Origin of the sequence: Streptomyces sp. NBC_01176, assembly GCF_045039825.1 — a bacterium.
Taxonomy (GTDB): domain Bacteria; phylum Actinomycetota; class Actinomycetes; order Streptomycetales; family Streptomycetaceae; genus Streptomyces.
In genome coordinates, this window is the sequence record NZ_CP108601.1 from 354,666 (window position 1) to 374,031 (window position 19,366).

3 protein-coding genes (1 of these 3 running past the window's edge) are annotated in these 19,366 nt (G+C 72.8%); all 3 read left to right on the top strand.

All coding sequences use genetic code 11. The features are described 5' to 3' along the window. Positions 1 to 18,075: the final stretch of a hypothetical protein gene (locus OG199_RS44910; RefSeq protein ID WP_405834979.1), read on the top strand. The gene continues 40,863 nt to the left of window position 1, outside the view; 18,075 of the gene's 58,938 nt are visible here — the last part of the coding sequence; its start codon lies beyond the left edge, outside the window; its stop codon occupies positions 18,073 to 18,075. A 42-nt stretch (positions 18,076 to 18,117) separates the two neighbouring features. Further along, the gene (locus OG199_RS44915; protein ID WP_405834981.1) at positions 18,118 to 18,525 is read left to right on the top strand and encodes a hypothetical protein; all 408 of its coding nucleotides are present in this window, start codon (positions 18,118 to 18,120) and stop codon (positions 18,523 to 18,525) included. 147 nt (positions 18,526 to 18,672) lie between these two features. After that, positions 18,673 to 19,350: a type VII secretion system-associated protein gene (locus OG199_RS44920; protein ID WP_331728277.1), complete on the top strand. Its 678-nt coding sequence runs from the start codon at positions 18,673 to 18,675 to the stop codon at positions 19,348 to 19,350. The last annotated feature ends 16 nt before the right edge of the window (positions 19,351 to 19,366 follow it).

Here is a 19,366-nt window from a genome sequence, read left to right on the forward strand (position 1 = left end):
GGCGCGCACGTGCAGTCCCACTCGGGGCCCACGAGCGCCACCCGCGCCGCGGTGTCAATGTCGTACGGCATCGGCCTCAGTCCCGGCGTGCTCCAGGTCGCCAGGGTCGGTGTGGGTGTTTCGGGCACGGCCAACGCGTCGGCCCGGTCCACCAACCGCCTCGGCGACGCCGAGGGCGGCCAGGTCGAGGTGTCCACGGACACGTCGACGCTGATCGCCTACCGGCCCGGCTGGTCGGTGCGGCTCCGCACCGACGCCACGCGCGGCTGGGACAGCATCGATCCGACCCCCGTGGAGACCGAGGACGGCCGGCGCCTGCTGCTCGCCCTCCCGGACCACTATCTGGGCCGGGCGCCGTCCCAGGTGACCGCGGTCGGCGCCGAAGTGCTGGAGCACCGGCTGCCCGCGATGCACTACGCGTCCGGCCTGACCGGCCTGCCCGCCCTGTTCGACCGGATCGCCGCCGCGCTGGACCGGCAGGGGCTGAGCCTTCCGATCGGCAGCGCCCCGCGCCAGGAGCTGCTGCACAAGCTCTGGCGTCTCCAGTCCCACCTGGACGAGACCGTCGGAACGGGGCACGGCCATTCGTTCACGCTCCACGACAGACACGGCAGGCCGGTCGCCACCGTCGAGCTGCACACCGTGCGGACCTCGCGCGGCGAGCGGGTGGGCGTGACGAGCAACAAGGCCCACCTGGAGCGGGTGCGGACCGCGATCGACGGTACGGGCGGCAGCCACACGATCGGCAACTCCAGCACGCTCACCGTGCCGTCGGCCGAGCTGAACCTGCTGCACGTGCCGACGGCGAGTCCCGCCCTGGGGCTCGGTGTCTCCGCGTCGCTCTCCATGACCTGGTCCAACTCCGACGGCATATCCGCCGGCCGGACCGGCCTGTGGGTCGTGGTGTCGCGGGAGGTGGGCCACACGGCCGCCTACCGGCTCGAGCTCACGCACAGCGCCGTGGTGGCGGTACGCGGTGGCACACCGGTCAGGACGCCGGCGGTGCCCGGCCAGGCACTGGTGCGGCTGCCCGAGTCCGACGCCCTCAAGTACGGCTTCCCCGTGGACGAGGAGGCGCTGCGGGGCACCGTCGTCCTGCAGGAGACCCCCTCGGCCGGTGCGGAGACCGAGCGGGGCCGCCGTACGCCCGACGACGGGCCGTGGATCACCGAGCTCGACACGGTCACCGATGCCGCCGAGCTGGCGGAGCTCGGTGAGCCGGTCCGCGGCTCCGTCGCCGAGCCGTCGGAGCGCGGTGCGTCGGCCCGTGGTTCCGTCGCCGAGCCGAGGGAGGACGCCGAGCCGTCGGACGGCTCGGAATCGGTCTCCGCCGCCGGTCGGGTGGTGATCGTCCGGGAGGGGCCGCTGGGCCGCACGGTGACGTACGAGGCCGGTCTGCTGAGGGGCACCGGGCGCCGCTCGGGCGATCCCGAGCACCTGGACGTCCCCCCGCACGTGGCCGAGGGCCGCGGCGTCGGCATGGGCCTCGTCGACGTCGACGAGAAGACGACGAGCACCCTGTACGAAGAGCTGGCGAAGAAGCTGACCGGGCTGGGCTTCCTGCCCGAGGACCACAGCGCACCGTTGGCCGGGAACAGCCGCTGGACGCACGCCACCGAACTCGACAGCCAGCTGGAGAACCTGGAACTGCTGCGCAAGTACTTCCGGGGTCCGCGCGGCCTGGAGTCGCTCTACGACGAGATGCACAAGGAGAGGGGCTTCCGGTTCACCCTGTACGTGCGGCGGGGTGTCCTCGCGACCGACCCGCTGGACGCCGTCCGGATCACGATCGCGGCCAAGGCCTCCGAGGACGCGCCGCCCCGGTTCGAGGGGTCGACCGACCGGATGCACGTGGTCAACCTGGGCATGGGCATGGACACCGCGAGCCAGTCCACGGCAGGCAGCCGGAAGGTCGCGCTCGGCTTCCGGTTCAAGGCTCTGTTCAACCAGCTCAAGGGGGCCGCGACCGGCGTCGACCTGTACCGGCAGGTCGGCGCGGGGGAGAACGTCTCCTTCCTCGGCAACCGGCCGGAGCTGCTCGAATACCACGGAGTCGTCAACCAGTTCACGCTGTTCAGTGACTACACGGTCACCCTGGAGCTCCAGCACAGCGGTGTGCGGGGCCGGCTGCGGCCGGGGGCGCGCGATCCCGAGCCGATCTCGCTGCCCCGGCAGGAGGCCCTTGCATACCTGCTGCCGCTCGGCCACGTCGGCCGACCCGGCACCTCGTCCGCCTCATCCAGCTCCTCCGCCTCGTCCCGTCCGTCCGCGCGGCGCACCCCGTCCTCGGTGCTCGACCGGGCGGTGGTCTACTACACCGACGCGAGCGGACTGCGCGAGGCAGCCGCCTCGGTGCTCGGGGATCTGACCGGCCCGCAGGGCCACGCGGACCCTGAACTGTCCGCATTCACCAGCACCATCCAGGTGCGCGGCCACCTGAAGGAGATCCTCAACAGGCATTACGCCACTGACCAGTTCTTCGACCCCGGTTGGTTCGGCGACACCTTCGCCGCGGTCGACATGCGGGGCAGCATGGGGCCCTCCGTCTTCGCCGGGGCCACCGAGGACCAGTTCGTGATGGGCGTCATCAGGTTCGCCCTGAACCAGGCCGGCACCACCGACACCAGTTCCCAGGGCCTGAGGTGGGTGCAGGCCGACGTCACCGTCGGTGGCCCGGTGGGCTCCGAAGGCACCGGCTCCGTCCAGGGCAAGACGGACGCCGGGCGCAATCTGCAGTGGAACGCCTCCACCACCGAGACACGCGCCGCCGCCCGCGAGCTGATCCAGCTCGACTTCAACCGTGCCTACGCCTACCGGACCTCCGTGGACTTCACCGTCACCGGCCGCCGGGAGGAGCACGGCAAACTGCGCCCGCAGACGAGCCGTTCGGACCGGCGGGAGGTGAAGGGCCGTACGGTCGTCTACCTGCTGTCCGAACCGGAGGCGCTCGCGCAGTACGCCGCGGACAACGTGCCGGTCTCCGACGAGCAGCTCGTCGACGTGATGAACCGCTGGTACGCCGGAAAGCTCAGGCTCAGCGGCAATACCGTCGCCGGTGTGCTGACCCGCTGGACGGCGGAGGTACCGGAGCCGGGCCGCAGGCCGCTGGACGAGACCGGCCAGGCGGCGGCGGACGCCCTGGCCGCACTCGTCGCGGACCGCAAGGCCCTGGCCGGGGCACTGGAGCACCTGCACCGCAGCGGCGCCCTGCCTGTCCTGGACGCGCGGACCAGGACCGCCTTCAACCACCGCTTCGCCCTGGACCTCGCCGAGCCGGGCGTCGGCTTCCCCGGCACGGGGCTCCCCGAGTACCTCACCCGGCAGGATCCGGGCGGCAGGATCCTCGGCCACAGCGGGGTGCACTCCATCCGCTACGACGACGGCCGCTCGACGTTCGACATCGTGCGCGACCAGGTCGATGGGGTCGCCCCGGGACTGCTTGCGTCCCGGCCCGAGCTGTGGACCGGCGACGGGCGCCGCATCGGCCGCCTTCAGGGCAGCGTCGACTCCCTGCAGGCCCTGCTCGCCGAGGGCCGCGACGCGAACATGTGGGACGACCTGCTCTCCTCGAACGGGCAGGCCTTCTACCTGGTCAACCCGATCGGCTGGCTACTGTCGGACGTCGTGGAGATCAAACTGTCCGCCGTGCTCACGTCGGCCCCCGAAATCCACGACTTCCGGCCCGACACCGGTCTGGAGAACTACTCGCACGCCGCCATGGCCACCGCCGTCGGCACCTCGCACGACTCCGCTCAGACGTTCACGGCGGGCAAGTTTGGCGGCGGGGAGGCGAACGCCGACGGGCACGCGGTAGTAGGTCTCGCGGAGGGCCGCCACCGTGGTGTCTCCCAGACCGCGGCGGACACGGACATCCGGACCGCCTACGACTGGAACGGCACCTACCTGGCCCGCGTCCGGCACGCCCTCACCGTCGAGGTCCGCCGCCTCGACATGGCGGGCCGGCCGCTGAACAACTGGCTGGCCGGGCTGTACCGCGGCCTGGACTCCGCTCGCTCCGCCACCAGTGTCAGCAGCGTCTCCGGCGTACTGGACCTGCAGATCCCTCGCGGCATCGGGGAGTTCCGCCCCATGTACGGTCCGCGGGCTCTGCGCGATCCGCGGCCGCTGCCCGCGCTGCCCGGCGACGTTTTCGTGGCAGGCGCCCTCCTGGACGACGGACTGCCGGCCGCCCTCGCCCTCATGAAAGATCTGTTCGGCCCCGACGCGGACGGCGCGAAAACCCGCACCAGTCTGACGATCCCCCAGCTGATGAGCCGCGGCCAGCTGGCCGGTCACATCCTGAAGGCCTCGGCAGGGCAGCGCCACCTGCTGACCCCCGGGCTGTACGTCCCCGGCCACACGTCCAAGAGGGCCGAGCTGTACCTGCGGGGCGACCTGTACGACCTGGAGATCCTCGGCCCGGTCCAGGGCACCGGAACCGGCCGTTACAGCAAGCACCAGGACGGCACCGCGGTCAACGCCGCCAACGACCGCTGGCGGCCCTCCGCCAGTGCGGGCGCCTCCGGCGCCGGGATCCTCCACTCGCACGACCCCGCGCAGTCGCCGGACGGCCGCGCCTACCCGCCGTACACCGCGGGGGGCGACACCAGCATGTCGCGGAACACCGGCAGCGGCCTGGCCGGCACGGGCAGCGAGAACCACCGGCGCGAGCAGCACATCAAACAGCAGGGACCGGTCTTCCTGGTGCGGGTGCGGGCGCGCTACTGGCTGGAGGCCGAGCCGTACGTCCGGCGGCTGATAGGACCGGTCACCCGGGGGAAGACGCAGTACAGCGACCCGTTCACCGGTGATGTCTACCTGGAGCTGTTCCAGGCCGAGGCCGACGAGCTGCGGGTCCGGCTGGCGAAGTCGCCCGAGCCGGCCGACCGCGCGGGCCGCGGCTGGGCCGGTCTCGACGGCGCGCCCTCCTTCGACCTGGCCGCCCTGATGGCCGGGGCTGCGTACGAGCCCGGTATCACCACGGCCCGGCTGCACCAGGTGGTGGCCCGCCGTGTCCGGGCCGGGACGGACGGCCGCCCGGACGCGGTGGTGCTCCGCCTGGACCGCGCGGCGCTGAACCGGCAGACTCACCGGGCCGTGCTCCGCTGGGCGGTGGACACCCTGAGCGCGGACCTGGCCGACGCCCGGTCCGCCCACCCGGACGTCGACGAGCCCGAGAGCCTCGCGCGTTACCGGACGCTCCTGGCGGCGGGGCCGACCACCGATCCGGGGTCGACCACCGATCGGGCGACGGTTGCTGATGCGGGGACGGTTGCCGGTTCGGGGACGGTTGCTGATCCGGTCGTGGCCGGTGCCACGGCCGCGGCCATCGACGAGGCCGCCGTCCACGAGGTCGTCCGCGAGGTCAACCGCGTCCACGACGAGCTGACCGTGGGTCCTGACAACGCTGTCATCGGGCCGCTCCCGCTCCCGCCGGTGGTCTCGTTCGCGGCTCTGTCCGTGGAGCACCTGGCCCGGGACATCGCCCACGAACTCGACGCGCACATCCGCGTTGACATCACCGAGCCGGACGGCACGGTGCACAGCGACTGGGTCCAGCCCTCAGGCCTGATGCACGCCTCCGACCCGCTCGCCCCGCCCGCCGAGACGGACCTGCCCACTGCCCGGCAGACAGAGGTCGCCGGGCAGCCCGCCTCCGAACAGCTCGAGCAGCCTGAACAGCACGTGGCCGTGGCGCTCAGGGGAGAGGACCGCGCACGCGTCGACCGGGCCTTCCGGCTCTGGGACTCCTCCGCGTCCGATGCGGTGGCGGACCTGGAGCGGCTGCTGACGGAGGCGGGGCCGAGCGCCCGCGCGCTGGTTGTGCCCGAACGCCTCGCGGGCGGACCGGGCCACCCGCTCTACGCGGTCAACGTCCGCGGCCGAGTGCGGTGGTTCGACCACCGCTCCGGTAATGCCCTGGAGGGGCCTACGGGAGTGGAGGGCACCGTCCGGTCGCTCGACATGGACGCGCAGGGCACGCTGCTCGACCGGTCGCGGCAGGCACCGCAGCAGGGGGTGGAAGCGGTCCGCTTCCCGATGCTGAGCGTCGGCGCGGACCTGCTCGGTCTCCTGGGGCCCGACCTCGGGGCCGACGTACGGGACGACCGGACCGGCCAGGAGCCCACGCCCCGGACCTGGGCCGACGAACTCGAAGCCGACGCGGCCGGATTCCGGCCCCACCGGGAGTCGTACGCCGATGACTTCCCGCGCACCCGCGAGGATGCGTGGACGCGTTACCTGGCGTCCCACGAGCGGGTCTCCGAGGTCCACGCGCAACTGCGGGCCCATCGCGTCGCCGCCGCACGCGGGATTCTCTCCGCCGGTTCCGACGCGTCCGCCCGGCAGGCCATCGGGTGGGCTGCGGCGAAGCTGAGGCTGTCCGGGGACGAGCGGGCTCTGAGGGCGTGGGGCCACACCGATCCCGAGGCACTCGTCAGCCGACTGCGGGAGTGGCAGGAGCAAGAGCAGGGCCCAGAGCAGCGTCAGGAAGCGGCGCAGGCGCAGATGACGGCTAGCGCGGCCGGTACGCGGGCCGACGCGGACGCGCCGCGGCGGACGACGGCCCTGGAGACCATCCCCGAGGAAGCACAGCCGCCCACGACCGGTACGCCGCTGGCGGCCATCGCCGAGGAGGCCGAGCTTCCCGCTGAGCCGCCCATCGGTACGGCTCTGCGCGGCGACGAGGCACCCGTCAGTACGCTGCCGGGCAGTCGTACCGATGATCTCTCGAACGGTGCCGACGTCCGGGAAGACAACCCGGACGGTGACGACGCCCGGGACGACGCCGACTTGGACGCGGGCGGCAGGACGGGCGTTCTTCGGAGCGGCGGCCCGGACACCGCGGGCCCGTCCGGTGGACACGCGCGGGAGCTTGCCCACGCGGACCCCGACCTCGCCCCCGCTGCCGACCACGGGTCTTCGCCCGCCCTCGGCACAAGTCCCGCCACCCCGGCCGACCCTGCCACCACGGCTGCCCAGACCGGTCGTACCGGTCGCGCCGACCGGCGCCGACCCAGCCCGCTGCTCCTGCCGGACAGCGCCCCGTCTCTCCTGCCAGACAGCGAAGCGTGGCCCGGTTCGCCGCTCGCCGGACTCACCGACGACTACACGGTGGTGCGCGCGGACGGTGCGAAGGCCGGTGGCGTCTTCCGCCGGATCACGTCCGCCCGACTGTCCGACGGCACCGCTACGGACTCCGTCGGCACGGCGAGGTACGCCAACGGCACCGCGAGGGACTCCGACGGGACCGCGACGGACTCCGTCGGCACGGCGAGGTACGCCAACGGCACCGCGAGGGACTCTGACGGGACCGCCCCCGGGCGCCTGGTGACCGTGGAACAGCACATCCTCACCGAGGACCACCCCAGGCTGCGGGTGTCGGGGGACGGCACTCTGGCGGTCGGCGAGGGGGAGGAGGTCCAGGAAGCGTTCGCCACCCGCAGGGCCTTCGAGCGGGCCTCCGCGGCGTTGCGCGCGGCCGGCAGCACCGTGGAGCTCGTCCTCGACCAGGACGTGTCGATCGCCCTGCGGCACAACGGTGCCGACCGGGTGCTGTTCCGGGTCCGGCCCAAGTCACCCCCCACCACGGACGTCTGCCGGGACGTGGCCAGGGACGTACTGGGCGGCGCCCCCGACCACCTGGTGTTCCGGGACGCGCGCGGCGTCATCGGCCTCGGCCCGATGAACGCCGCCGACGGGCTGAAGGTGAGCGAGATGCACCGGCTCGCCGCGGCCGTTACGGACGTCGCGGACGGCAGCCGCACGACGGCCCGGACGCCCGACGTAGCCTGGGCCGCGGAGAAGGCGAGGGGCGGCAGCCGGCCCGAGGCCCCGCCGACCCCGCTGCCGGGGCGGCGCTACGGTGCCCAGCTCGGCGCGCTCCCCGGGTACTCACCGCAGGGGCGGGCGTTGGGCAACACAGCCGGAAGCGTGGGCATCAACGACCACGCATGGGCCGAGATCGGCGAGGCGTACCTGACCCAGTCCATTGGCGCGTCCGACGAACAAGGCGGCTTCGTACTCGGTAACTACGCCGAGGCGTACCACCCGGTCGACCATCCCTTCGGCTACCACTTCGCGGCGCCGGTCCTTACCAGCGAGGACGGCGACTCGGCGGTCACGCTCGAGAACTACGCGCGCGGCGGGGGCAGGCGGCGTCTGCTCACCGAGGCGGTGGAACGGAACCTGGCGCTTCACGCCGACCGGCTCGAGGAAATCGAGGCCGCGCACCAGGACCAGGCGAACCGACTCCAGCCGGGGCGAGAGCGTGACGCCGCCGCCGCGTCCAAGGCGGCCGCGGCCAGCCTCCGCCTGCTGCGCGACGCACGCTCCCGTTCCGCCGAGGTGCGGGGGCTCGACGGGGCCGAGCAGGCCGACAGGGAGGCCGAGCGGGCTCTCGGGCGCGCCGTGAGCTCCCTCGGAGCCCTCTCGAACAAGCTGGGGCTGTTCCGGCCGGAGGAGCTCTGGCATCTGCGGTTCGTCAGCCGGCGTCCGCAGGAAACCTTCCACGACGCGGTGGCGGGGATGAATCGGCAGGACCGGCCCGGGATCGAAGTCGCTCCGCTCACCGCGGTGGTCGTGGGTGCGCACCGGCCACCGTCGGGACCGTCCTCCTGGTTCACCTTCGCCGAAGGGCAGATGCGGCTGTCGAAGGAGGAATCCAGAGGACTCGACCACCTCGCCGCTCGGGTGGCCCGTGTCGGTCTGTGGAACCACGCGCACGGCCTGCCGCTGCCGGTCGTCAACATCTCGGTCGGCGGCAACGGCAGCCGTGACAGCTTCGCGTCCCTGCCCGGCGTGGGGGACCGGGCCAGGCGGACCGCCCAGGCCCGCCTGAACTGGCTGGTCGCGGACTTCAGCGAGCGGCTGCAAGCCAGTCTCCGCATACTGAGGAACGGCCAGGGGGCCGTCGGCGGACCGACGGCCCGCGAATTCACGATCCATTCCCACAACCGGGGGCGTGACCTTCCGGGCACCACCCTTCCGAGCACCGAGTCTCGCCCCGAACTGCGCCGGCGCGCCGTGTTCGACGTCGATATGCATCCCGCGAGCGAGGGCCACCTCTCCCCGGCGGCCGAGGACACCCTCCGGTATCTGGCCCAGGGGTCTGCGCAGGTGGCCTCGCTGCTGAGCGAGTCCGCGGCACACCCGGGGGCGCTGTGGCCGGCGACCGCGGTCAGCGCCTCCGAAGGCGTTCCGTCGCCACGGCCGGTCTCCGAAGACGGCGGCCTGGACATCGCAGGCCTTCTCGGCGCTTCGCTGTCGCCGCTCCTGCCGTCCTCACCGACGGGCCACGACGCCGCACCGGGCGAGACGGGCGACGGGGCCGCCGGTCTCTTCCGCCCGCCCGGCTCCGTCGGCGCGCCCGAGCCCACCGATGTGCCGCAGCACGCGGACCGGCCCTCCGTCGCCCCTGGCTTCCACACCGCCCCACCAGCAGGGCAAGCCGAACGCCTCGACCTGGACGCCCAGTCGGCGCCGCAGGGTCTTCCCGCCCAGCGGGGACCCGCCGCTTCCACCCTCCTCGGTGACCAGCTGCCGGTGACCGTGACGGATGTGACCAGTGCGGCGAACGGGTCCGACGGCACTGGTCGAAGCGGTTTCAGACCGGGGGGGAGCCGCCCCGTGGATTCGGATCGGTCGAGTGAGCCCGGCGAGAGTTCTGGGCGGGTGCGGCGTCCGATCCACCCCGCCCGGCCGCACACCTCTGATGAGCCCGGCCAGACGCGGCTCGACTATGCGCGTCTGCATCCGGACGAGCAGCGCCGACTGTTCACCCAGGCGTCCGGCTACTTGCCGTCACGACCGGTGATCGGCCGTGACGCCCGGTCCGAGGCATTGCGGGAGGCCCATCGGAGACAGGTGACCGAGGTCGCCCAGGTCCTCCACACCCAGGGCAGGGACGCCGCTCTGCGACGGGCGGGGCGACTGGCCGCCGGCTCCGCCGCCCGCGTACTGCCCGGCGGATCAGCGGGCTCGACCGGTGAGGCCGGTTCCCGGACCGGAGAGCCGTCGCAGCGGCCGGACGCCGACCTCGATGACCTCTACGGCCCGGTCGTCGGCCCCAAGAAGGTCAAGGACCATGAGCTCTACCCGGGCGAGCACGGCACCGTGCGCCCCAATCCGCTGCTGACGAACCTTGATGAGGTCCCGCCGACCCTGCTGACCGCCGACCGTGGCGCCGCGTGGCTGTATGTGGTCACCGAGGACGGTGACATCGCGCTGGGCACCGAGAACGTCACCGGGGTGATGGGCGAGGAAGAGTTCCGTACGCTGCTGGAGGGTGTGCAGCGTGCCGAGCCGGACATGACGCCTCAGCGGTTGCGCGAGTTGCTGGACGGTGTCGGTCACACCGGTGTCGTCGTCCAGTTCGGGCGGGATGGTGACAGCCTTGTCGGCCTAGGCCGGGTGGCAGGAGAGTTCGCCTGGAACGAGAAGTCGGGAGCCTGGACGGTCAACGACAAGTCCGGCCGCTACATGAGCGCCAAGGTGCGCCCGGGGCTGACCGCCGAGAAGAGTGCCCAGTGGCTGGCCAACGTCGCGAGCCGGTTCAGCGACCGGCTGGGCGTCGAGGTCAGGCCCGTGCCGTACAAGGAGCGACCGGAGGCAGCCACCGTCCCGGCCGAGGAGCAGTGGCCGGAGCCTGTTTCCGGGGACGCCGCCGCGTTCCGGGGGCAGTCGGCGGAGCCCGTTTCCGCGGACGCCGTGACGGCTCCGCTGCCGACCGCCGCATCGGTGACGGCCGCGCCGGAACAGCCCACCGTCCAAGCCCGGTTCAGCTCCGCCGTCGCGAACTTCGGCACCGTTCGGGACGGCACGCAGGGCATGGTCCACATCGAGCCGGTGCCCGAGGAGACCGTCGTCTGGCTCCAGGACCAGGTCATCCGTCAGGTCGAGGGCGACCGGGGGGCGGACGAGGACGTCCGTGCCGCCGTGCGCGCCAGGCTCACCTCCCCCTTCTTGAGCAGCGAGTGGGCACGGCTGTTCAGCCGGTACGGCCTGCCCCTGGAAGTGCCCCGCCGGGGCGACTCCGTGTGGGCCGTCCTCCGGTTCACCCTGTCCGGTCCCCGCGCCGTCTCCCCGCAGATCGAGCGGATGCCGGAAGGACCGCCGGTCGCCGTACAGCGATGGGTGTTCGGCGTCAGCGAGACCGGCGGTACGGGCAGCACCGGCAACCTGCGTTCGGGGAGCCTGGCCCACGGACACACCTGGCAGCTCCCGCAGACCGGTTGGCTGCGGCGGGTGACGCTCAGCCCGAGTCTCAACGTCACCGTCAACCAGCGGACCGCCTCGCTCACGACCGGCATCACCGACCAGCCGATGCTCCTGCTGCGCAACCGCGAGCCCCAGGAGCGATTCGCGTACGACATCCACGCGCAGCTGCGGGTGACCGACTCGCTCCGGCAGGCGCTCACCACGGACCAAACCGGAGAGCAGCCGCAGACGGGCCGGACCGGAGAGCAGTCCCACACCGTCCGGACCGAAGACCAGTGGCACACGCCCCGCACCTCCGTGCCCGGCGCACTGACCGTGTGGTTCCCCCAGCACCTCGTCGACAGCGAGGCCGACCCCGCCACCCTGACCGGCCAGGACCCCGCCAATCGCCCGGCGTCGATGGAGACGCTGCTGGAGCGGGTGCCGCTGTTCGCGGTGGAGAGCGTGCCGCACGCCGACGAGTTCCTCGCCGACGTACTGAACTCCTTCGAGCGCGAACTGGCGGACATCTCGGAGTCCTCGCTGGACGAGCTGCGCCACTTCCTGGGCGAGGGCAACCTGCGCGGCAACCTGCCCCTGATGTACGGCGGCCGCCACACCTCGCCCACCCTGTTCGCCCGGGACGGCTCGGTCATCGGCATGCTGCGCCTGCGCAGCGAGCTGTCGCAGCGCACCGGCCCCGACGCCCTCGCGGGGCCGCCCACCCGGAACACCGTGCTGGAGTCGCACGTGATGCGCTCGGTGACTCTGGCCGGCAGGGCGGCGGCCACCAACGCGGCCGGTGTCGGCTTCAGTCTCGGCCTCGGCTTCGCGGCCGGCCCGTCCGACCCGGTCACCGGCACCGGGCAGATCGGTTTCACCCTGAGCGCGCAGGCCGGGGTCCAGCAGCAGATCACCCACACCCTCGGCTCCGGCGGCAGCGCCAAGACGTCGCACTCGCTGCGGACCGGCAAGCCCCTGCTGCTGGTGCGTGCGGACGCCGTCCACCACGTCACCCTGGTGCGCCCCGACGGCCCGGAGCACGTCCCGGCCGCGGGTACCCGACTGGCCGGTGCCACCACGTACCCGCTGATCCTTCGGGTGCCGTCCGAGGCCACCGTCACGGGCGTCCCGACGACCGTCCGTCATCTGCCGCCGGAGGTCCTGCACCTGCGCTCGCTGGGGGTGCTGACCACCCCGCTGAACGTCGAGGGGACCCGTCCGCTCTTCGACGACCTGGAGGCCTGGCTGGAGGAGCACGGCTTCCTGCCGCCGCGGCAGGACCGCAGCGCCTCCTGGCTGCGGATGCCGACCGAGAACGCTCTGCAGCTGGCGCGACTGAACAACGTACGCAAGCTCGAACAGCTCCGCTCCGGCGTGGGACTGCGCGCCGGACTCGACCAGATGGTCGAGGGCGGTCAGACAGTCCGGTTCGAGGTACCCGCGGTCACCGGAACCCGGCGCCTTGCCTTCCGGATCACCGCGGAACGCCGTTACCTGACGGACGAGCCCCACGGCGGGGTCACCCACGTCGCCGACCTGACCGGCGTCCAGATGCTCAACTACACCGGCTCGACCGTCCCCGGCGACGAGCAGGTCACACGCGTCCCCCGGGCCTACACCGGCACCGCGCGCGCCTCGCTGGACAACCCGTTCGACCGGCATGGCGACGCGGGGCTGCGGGGCGTCGCCCCCGAGTACACCCACATCCGGCAGACCTCGACCGCGACCGGCTCCAGCGCGGGAAGCGGACACGAGTTCTACGCCATGAGCCCCGGCGCGGACGGCATTCGGGTGCATAGGATCCCCGCCACCTACCGCACGTGGACGTCCTACAGCGACGGACCCGCCATGGCGCCGGGGGCGGCCGACGGGCACGTGACCATGGCGCTGCCCACCTACCGGACCCTCGACGACGCGGCCACCGCGGTGCTGCCCGCCCCGCCGGCCCCGCGCCCGCTCACCGCCGCGGACGCGAACGGACCGGCCGGCGTGCTGCGACTGCCCGAGACGGCCTGGGTGGACCGGGCCGCGGGCAGCGAGCCAGTACGCGAGGCGGTGCGGCAACTGTTCGCCGACCTCGACCGCGCGACCCCCACGGCGTGGGACGGCGTGGAAAGCGGGGCAACCAGGGCGACCGGAGAAACCGGGGAAGCGACCGCTTCCGTGGCTGCGGGGACCGACGAGGAGGCCGGTGCCCCGACCATGCCGGGGCAGTGGCCCACCACGGCGCCGCGCTGGACCGCTGCCCAGGCTGCGGACGTCGTGCGGCAGGCGGGGCGGCGGGCCGGGCGGGAGACCGGGCGGCTCGCGACCGGGGCCGGGATCCTCGACCCCCACGGCATCGTTCAGGAGGCCGTGGACGCGGGCCTGTCCCCGCACCACCTGACCGGCCACGCCCACCGGATCTTCAACGACTCGTACGTGGTGGAACTCCACGGCGTCGGCAGCTCCGGGGCCGTCTCCGGCACCCATGTCGTGATCGAGGTCGAGGGCCGCCTGACGGACGTGCGGGCGCTGCCGCGTCCCGGAGTGATGGACTACGAGCGGTGGATCCAGTCCGTCGACGCCGCCGCCCACACCGAGAACTCCGCCCGCGGCAACACCTACGGCCTCGGCGTGGAGGGCGAGTACGGGAATCCCGGGCGGTCGTTCACCCCGAGCGGCCGCTACACGCTCCGCAACACCGTTACCGACGGCTCCACGGTGAACGACAACTCCGGGGTCTTCCGCGTCAGCAGCGAGAACGACGTCCACGCCCACCGCTTCGCCGCCAAGGCAACCTACCGGGTCACCGTGCGGGCGGGCCGGAACAACGCGGCCGCCGCGGCGCTGGCCGGCGGACCCCGGTACGAGGGCAGCCGCATCGTCGAAGTGCCGGACGGCGTGGAGTTCCTGCTCTCCGACAACGACCTGGTCAACCACCCGGAGTTCAGGCTCGGCGACGTGCCCGCGCCACCGTCACCGGGCCCGTCGGACCGGCCGCTGCCCTCCTGGTTTGTGCGCGGCGGCGGACAGATCGGCTTCGGGGCCGTCACCGAGGTGCGCCCCGTGGGCGGCCGGTCCGCGTTCGAGAAGACCGTCCGGGGCCTCCTCGAACAAGTCGCCCCCGGGTCGACCGTTCCCGGCACTTCCGGCTACGTGCCCGGCGTTCTGACGCGCATCAACGAACACGCGACGTCGCTCGGCCTGCGGACCCTCGTCAACGCGGGCCCCCACGGCCACACCGCCTTCCACTTCGTGTATGGGTCCTGGCTGGGCCCGATGCTGGTCGAGGTCGCGCTGCGCGCCCGGCCCGCCCAGGACCTGGCGTCCGCCCGAGGCCGGCTCGCCGTCGGCAAACCGGGTCTGGACAACATCCTGGGACACACCAGCGGCGACGGCAGCGCACTGCCCGTCCCCGGCACCACCCGTCGGGCCCACACCACCTCGGTGGCCAACGCGCTGGAATTCTCACCGCTGGTCCAGAGCGACGGCCGCGCCTTCCGGACCACCCTGTCGGCCGCACGGCAGACGGGGGCCACCGAGACGGCCATCTCCACGCGTGAACGCCGTGCCTGGCAGCGCAGCATGCTGAGCGTCACAGAGGCCGACCTCCTCTACCGCTACGAAGTGACGGTCAGCTCCCGGATCCTGGACGAGGCCTCGCTGCCCGGAATGGCATGGCGGCTGGCCGCCGCCGCGGGCACGCTCACCGGCCTGACGGACTGGACAGCCTCGGTGTACGGGCGACTCCTCGGCCCCGTGGAGAACCTGACCGGGCCGCTGCCCCGGCCCCTCCAGCGGGTGTCCGGCGGCGTCGACGCCCACGTGGTGCACCGCTTCAACGGATCGGAGACCCCCGCCGTGGCGACGGCGCAAGCGCCGGACGGGCAGGCGGTCCAGGCCGGGGAGGCGGGCCAGGCCGGGCAGGCGGTGCAGGACGCGCAGGCGGGCCGGGCCGGGCAGTACTCCCGTATCACGCCGGCCGTGTACACCGACAACCCCGCCGGGCCGCTCGTAGCCCAACCCGGAGAAGTCGCCATCGACATGGAGGTCCCCGCCGCGCTGCGCCAACGCCTCTCCGGCTCGCCATGGCTCCCCGACCTGCCCATAGCGGTGTACGGCTTCGACGGTCTGCCCCACATCGACCAGGCGCTGCGCGCGGTCGATCCGGCGCTGGGAGACCGGCCCGCGCTGCCCGCCTCGGCATCGGTGGAGGGCATGCTGGTCCGACTCACCGGGCCGGTCATGACCGGCAGGGCAACCACGCTGTCACCGGCCGCCACGGCGCCGTTCCTGGGACAGCCGGGCACCGCAGACGTGTCGGTCCAGGTGTCGCTGTACGACCCGCACACCCTGACGCACAGCGTGGACACCGCCATCGACCGCGTCGAGATCTCCACGGACGGCTACTCCTCCCAGACAGACCTGACGACCTCCCCCGCTCTGGTCCTCGGCCACAGCGGCCCGCTCGACAGCGCCGACCGCCTCGGCCCCACGGTCCCGCTGCTGGGAGACCGCACCACCGCCGGGCAGACCCACACGTCCTCGGCCCCGCGGCGCGAAATGCTGCGCTTCGGCACCCCGAAGGCAGGTGAGGCGCGAGGCGCGCGCAGCGATCTGGTCGAAGCGATCGCCGTGGTGCGGATCACCGGACCGGGCGGCGTCACCCGATGGGTGACGGGCACGATCGTGCTGCGCACGTTGAACCCGCCACAGGCCTCGGTGTCCTCTGATGGGCAAGGCGAGGGCCGCGCCGAGGCAGTCGTGATCGTGGAGCCGGTAGCGGGGAGCACCGCTCCGGACGAGCCCGCGCACGATGACGCGTCCACCCCGGACCAGGTGATGTCGGAGGAAGACCGGATCGCGGCGGAGATGATGGGGCGGCAGCCTCGACGCGGATCCACCGCGGAGCGGGAGCGGGCAGGGGACCTTGGGGCAGGCTCATCGGGCACCGCACCGGACGCATGGGAGCCGGATCCGGGCACTGGGCGGTCGGTCCCCGCCGAGCACCCCGCCGAACTGGTCGAAGTGCCGGGCCTGAGGCTGGCGTTGAGCAGCGGGGAAACTCCCGTACAGCTCCAGCAGAGCCGCCGGCAGCTTTCAGGCACACCGCTGGTCGCGGGACCCAGCCGACTGCTGGGGCACGACTTCAGGGTGGCGGGGCCTGCCGTGGGGCCGCTCGACATCGCCACCTTCTACGTGGCGAGATCGGCCGGCCCGCAGGGAGGATTCACACAGGAACGTGTGAGAGCCCCCTGGCATGTCTCGACCTTCCTCTTCCCGTACGTCGTACTCCTCGACAGCGTGCAGGAGCGGGTGCGCGTGCGGACGGCCGACGGCGACACGGACATGGAGCACGCGGAGTTCGCCCAGCTCCTCGCCTCCCACCTCGCCGCCCAGCCCGTACGCCCGGGAGCCCCGATCGTGCTGCTGCTCGCAGGAGGCGGCGGCGAGGACCTGACGCTGCCGCGGCTGGTGGCCGCCTGGACGGAGCGCGAGGTATGGGCGCACTCCGGAGCCGTCGGTGTGCTGCCGGACGAGCGGCTCTCGCGCATCGTGCTCGTCGGTGGCGGCGCAGGACGGCCCGAGGGCCGGTGGATACGGACCCTGCCCGACGATCTTCGCACCGCCGTGCAACCCTACGGGGGGCAGGAGTTGCCCGGCCAGGCGCCGGCGGACTGGATCTCCGATCTCACCGGGCAGATGATCCCGAATGCCTCCGTCCACCACTACACAGTGGTCGACCACCTGAACCGGCCGGTGGGCCGGGCATCCCTGAACGCGGTGGACTGGGCCAGGGCGGAAGCAGCTTTGGGGCAGCACCCCCTGCCCCTGTCGGAGTTCTACCTCACCGGCCGCGCCATAGGTGACCGCTTGTTCGTCCGCGGCCTGCCCCAGCGCCGGCTTCCGTGGAAGCAGGACCTGCCGGACACGACGCCGTACTATTTCATCGCGCATGGAACCGAGAACTACGTACAGTTGCACCGTGGGAGGGCGGGCACCGCCTCGTTCAGCGGCACCGACACAGGGCGGTGGCTGAGGCGCCGACCCAGTCTGGAACGGCGGCGGCCGCGAGATCCGATCGTCCTGCTGGCGTGCTCCACCGGTGGTCTGACCACTGCGCCCGAAGGGAACGCCGCGCAGCAGGTGGCGAACGAGACCGGGCGCACCGTGTATGCGGCGACCGGCAAGGCTCGTTTCGAGTTCATCGTGGAGGACACACCGGACGGCTATCTGGGTGAGTGGCTGGTGTTCCATCCCGGCCACCCACAGGACCGGCACCTGTACGCTCCCGGCCGCCGGATAGTCGCCCCCCCGTTCGAACTGCAACCGGCCGCCGCTGGCGGCGCCGGAGGCTCGGGCCCGTTCGGCGTGTCCTTCGACGCGCCGGAGGCGACTTCACACGAGCCTGCCGCGCAGGGTGCCCGGCAGGACGAGGCACACATCGGCGATCCCATGCTGCAGGCGGCCCTTGCCGGGCCGTCCAGCACCGCACGGAAGGGCACCGTGATCCCGCAGCGGCCCCAGGGCGCCGACCTGGCCGTACCGGCACCGTGGCAGAACGTGCTCGACAGGGCCCGCGATGCCGTCCGCGGCATGGACGACACCGAACGCCGACGACTGCGCGCCGACGCCGAGGACATCATGGCGGCCCATGGCCTGGACGGGCCGTGGCCGTCCCAGACAGGCGGCGCACAGGGAGAATGGTACGGGCGGCTCCGGGACGCGGTGGCCCACTGGCTGCACGAGACGGGCCCGGTAGCCGCCGGGACACTGGCGCGGAACCTGCGCGAAGCAATGGACCCGAGACTCCAGTACGGCCTGCGCGGCGGCTCGACGGACCCGCTCCCCACCGGCGGGACCGACCCGCTCACCGACACCGTGCAGGAGTAACCCCTGCTCAACGGGCTGGGATCCGAGGTGGTCCGCCGGGCCATGGACATGGGCGGCCGCTCTCCTGGAGCTGTCGCCGTCGGCACGCCGGGCGCTGGGGTGGTGCCCGCACTCGCCGAGGCCCTGGCGGACGAGCCAAGGCTGCGCGGCGAGTTGGAGCGAGTGCCTTGGCTCGCGGGCGTCCTGGCGCGCAACGACCGGCTGCTGGACGACGCACGTGGCGAGAGTGCGCTGTGGCGTGCGGCGGTGGCGAGCGAGGTGCTGGCAGACGCGCTGATGCCGGCCCTGAGCCGGAAGCTGACGGGGCCGACCGCCCTGCTCGACCAGGATCCACAGCTCGCGGAGCGGTTCCTCGGCTCATCGTGGCTGCTGGAGTTCGCAGCCCGGGGCTCCGTGATCGCCGACGCGCTGCGCCAACTGAAGCGCGAGCGAGCCGCCCTGTTGATGTAGGGCGTCCACCGGGAGGTGCTCCGGACGATGGAGGAGACCGTGGCGCCGACGCGCGCCACGGCCGGGCCGGCCCGGCCGTCCGGGCGCGACGCGGAGACGACCAGACACGACCACCACCGTCGAGGACGGTAACGAAGGAGACAGCAGATGGTGAACGGCGACAGCGACCTCGGACCCGCGATGGCGGACGCCGAGGCGCAAGAGCGAGTACCGGAGGCCGGGGCGGCAGCACGCCCCGGCCTGGAGGGTGCTCCGGCGATGTCCCCACAGCTCAGGGAGGCCGCCCGGCTTGCCCCGGAGCACTGGCTCGCCATGACGGACCCCGGATGGACAGGCGAGGGGCCCCCACCGCCGTTTGCGGTGATGGGACAGGTGAGGTCCGGACCGGATGGCGAGATCCAGGAGTGGCGGGCGAACGATGAGCACCGGCCGTCGCCGGTGACGCGCGGCTGGCCGGCGCCCACGGACGAGATCGACGAGGCGATCCAGCTCGCGGTCACCGGTTACGGGCCCGGCGAGGACGTCGTCCGGCTACTCGCCACCGCCGAGGTGGCCTTCCCGGTCGATCCGGCCGGACAGCCGCTAGTGGGATCGACCGTGGACGGAATCCCGGCCCTGCCGGTCTACACCTCCGCGCCCCAGGTCGCCGCCCTGGGACGGCTGGCCCACGAGGCCATGCCAGTCACCCGGCTGCTCACCCTGCTCACCCCCGGGCAACGGCTGCTGGTCAACCCGGAGGGCGCCGCCTGCCTACTGATGGAGTCCGAGGCGCTGACCCGGGCGGAGACCGGGACCGAGCAGCCTGCGGGTGGTGGCGGGGGATGAGAGACGACACGGACCT

What these genes read in the sequence shown, in the direction of transcription:
- OG199_RS44920 (WP_331728277.1), top strand. Translation starts at nt 18,673, where the DNA reads ATGGTGAACGGCGACAGCGACCTCGGACCCGCGATGGCGGACGCCGAG.
- OG199_RS44915 (WP_405834981.1), top strand. Translation starts at nt 18,118, where the DNA reads ATGGACATGGGCGGCCGCTCTCCTGGAGCTGTCGCCGTCGGCACGCCG.